The sequence below is a fragment of the Flavobacterium suncheonense GH29-5 = DSM 17707 genome (genome assembly GCF_000430025.1).
Classification (GTDB): domain Bacteria; phylum Bacteroidota; class Bacteroidia; order Flavobacteriales; family Flavobacteriaceae; genus Flavobacterium; species Flavobacterium suncheonense.
This window is the reverse complement of record NZ_AUCZ01000035.1, coordinates 1-2,576: the sequence shown is the minus strand read 5'-3', so window position 1 is coordinate 2,576 and position 2,576 is coordinate 1. Positions and strand designations below refer to the sequence as shown.

Below are 2,576 nucleotides of genomic sequence, written 5' to 3'. Positions count from 1 at the left end.
TCTCCGAAGTGAAGTTTTTCCTTTCTAACTTTTCGGTATATTTGTAAACATCAGTAATAAAAATCCCCGCCTGACATAAAGCCGGCGGGACGTTAGGCGCAAGTAAACCCAAAAATGATGAAAAAAATCATTATAGCAATAATATGCTTTATCAATCTTAGTTTTATAAATATTGGAATGGACTATTCCATTGAAGCTAATGTTAAAACAAATTGCCAAGATAATTTTCCTTCAGGACTGTCATTTTTCTTTGAGCAAGTTGGAGGTTATGGAGATAAAAGTATGGTTTCCCAAGTGGAAAGAATTCTCAATATTGATTTATCAACATTTCAAGAATATGATTTTATTGATAACGAGGAATCTTCTGAAAAATATTGGAAAAACATTACGAAATTCGAATCCGTAATTGACAAATTCATTTCAAAAATTAAAGCTAATCCAAAGTACTATCAAAAAATAAAATACAATCCGATAAAACTTGGAGTCGATTTCTCATCTGATCTAAACGAGATGAAAAAAATCGAACAAAAGCAAAAAGAATATGAAAATCATCCGATGTATGGCTACCCAAATGACAATAAATATTTAAGTTCGAAAGCTATACTCAAAGATTTAGAAACTTTGAAAAATATACTGAAGTGTTATAAAAAAAGTGGTGCTACTAAAATAAAGCTGAATTACGATTAAAATTACCAGCGCCTAACAGCGGTTTTGTGAAATGGCGGGGCTTGGTGATTTTTTGGGATGGTTTGGTGATTTTATTTCTTCTTTTTGTTCTGGCTTTTTTTCTTTCAGCTTTTTCGGTATATTTGTAAACATCAGTAATAAAAATCCGCCACTTCACAAAGCCGGCGGGACGTTGTGCGTCATTTTAGACGAAAACACTATAAATGAAAAACTTATGAATATCTTTTCTAAACTTTTTGGCAAAACGAAAAATGAAAATATTGATTCCGATTTAAATATTAAAAATTTTAAATCCGTTTCTTCTTTTTGGGAATTTGTTGTAAGTACTGATAATTGGCATTCAAAATATTCACCATACAAAATAAAAAATATTAACAACTATATTTCTGAATTAGCACCTCTTATAATTCAATCAACAAATGAGTTAAGAAAAAAAATGGAATTTAGTTATGAGGAATATGAGCAAATCGTATATTGGGATAATTTTCTCATAAGAATTGATATGGACGAATCCAATAAATTCAAACTAAATAAATCATTAACGTTTAAACAATATTGTTCTAACTGTAAAAAAGAAATTGGATTTCAACAAAGATATCCTAAATTGATTTGCGGTGAATGTTTATCAAAAATAACTGATAAAAATAATAGATTGGTTGAATTTTTCAATACTGAAGGTTTAGGTTATGGTTGTCAAGGTTATTATTGTGAAACCCAACAAAAGGAAAAATACAATTCTGACATATGCTTTTTGGAAGGTAAAGAATATTTTGCAGAAGAAGGTCGATTTGGAGGAATAGTAATTCAACTGAAAGAATAAAAACGAACGCACAACAGCGGTTTGGCGCAATAGCTAAATTTATCTTAACCACACGCCTATTTTCCGCAAGGAAATATTATCTTAGCAAGAAAATAAACGTTTCACGAAGCCGCTACTGCGCCAAGCCGCGAAACGTTAGCAGTAATTTAACCAAACATGAATGAGAAAGAGCATTTTGTCATTAATTACATTATTAATTCTGTTTGCCTTTAAAACCAAACATGAAAGTAATCTGAAATTTATTCATATAAAGGGAACTGCTATTAATCTCTACACAAAAAAGCCATTAAAAAAAAATGAGATTATATTTGACGATGAAAAAATCAACCCAGGTAGCTATAAAAAAGTTAAAACCAACTCTAAAGGTGAATTCGTAATTGATGATGCAATCGACAAAAATAAATTAGAGTTTTGGTTGAGTTCTGGTGAATTTGCTCAAATAAACTTTATCAATCCAAAAATTATTCCCGGAAAATGGCGAGATACAATAAATTTGGACACAGTCTATTTTGTACCTTATTTTAATGAGTTAAAACAAGAATTTTATAATTTCCCTAATAATCGGAAAGAAAAACCAAATCAGAATTGCTATACACTTAAAGAAATTGATTCTATTTTCTCAAAATATGAAAGATTATATAATATGAAAATAAACTCAATTGATACAATTGATCTAGGAATGTTGCGCATTGGCTATTATTATAAAAAAAGTTTATTTCACAAAAAGGAAAGTAAAAGGGGAACAATTGTTTCAAGTTATAAAACTTTGACGTTGATAAGAGATTTAAAATAAACTACTGCTAACAGCGGTTTTGTGCAAGCGGGGGTTTAGGGATTTATTGGTAATGGTCAGTGTTTGCACTTCTCTCCTATTTTTCAACTTTTTTCTTTCAATCTTTTCGGTATATTTGTAGACATCAGTAACAAAAATCCCCACCTGACACAAAGCCGGCGGGACGTTAGCAGCAAGCTTGCAGCAGACTCAAGAATCTAACGCAATTTTCAAGACAAAAAAATGACTTAAAATTGTGTTATGAAATCAGCTTACAAAAGACTCAATCGTAGCCAT

Annotated in this window: 3 protein-coding genes; all 3 read left to right on the top strand. The window is 30.4% G+C overall.

From position 1 onward, the window contains the following. Window positions 1–114 precede the first annotated feature (114 nt). The 3 genes from G498_RS0109875 to G498_RS0109865 all read left to right on the top strand — a co-directional run bounded on the left by G498_RS0109875 (window position 115) and on the right by G498_RS0109865 (window position 2,300). Window positions 115–687: a hypothetical protein gene (locus G498_RS0109875; protein ID WP_026981009.1), complete on the top strand. Its 573-nt coding sequence runs from the start codon at window positions 115–117 to the stop codon at window positions 685–687. Between the two features lie 31 nt (window positions 688–718). Next, complete coding sequence (locus G498_RS15460; protein ID WP_051269845.1) at window positions 719–1,507, top strand: hypothetical protein; 789 nt, start codon at window positions 719–721, stop codon at window positions 1,505–1,507. 160 nt (window positions 1,508–1,667) lie between these two features. After that, the gene (locus G498_RS0109865; RefSeq protein WP_026981008.1) at window positions 1,668–2,300 is read left to right on the top strand and encodes a hypothetical protein; all 633 of its coding nucleotides are present in this window, start codon (window positions 1,668–1,670) and stop codon (window positions 2,298–2,300) included. Window positions 2,301–2,576 lie beyond the last annotated feature (276 nt).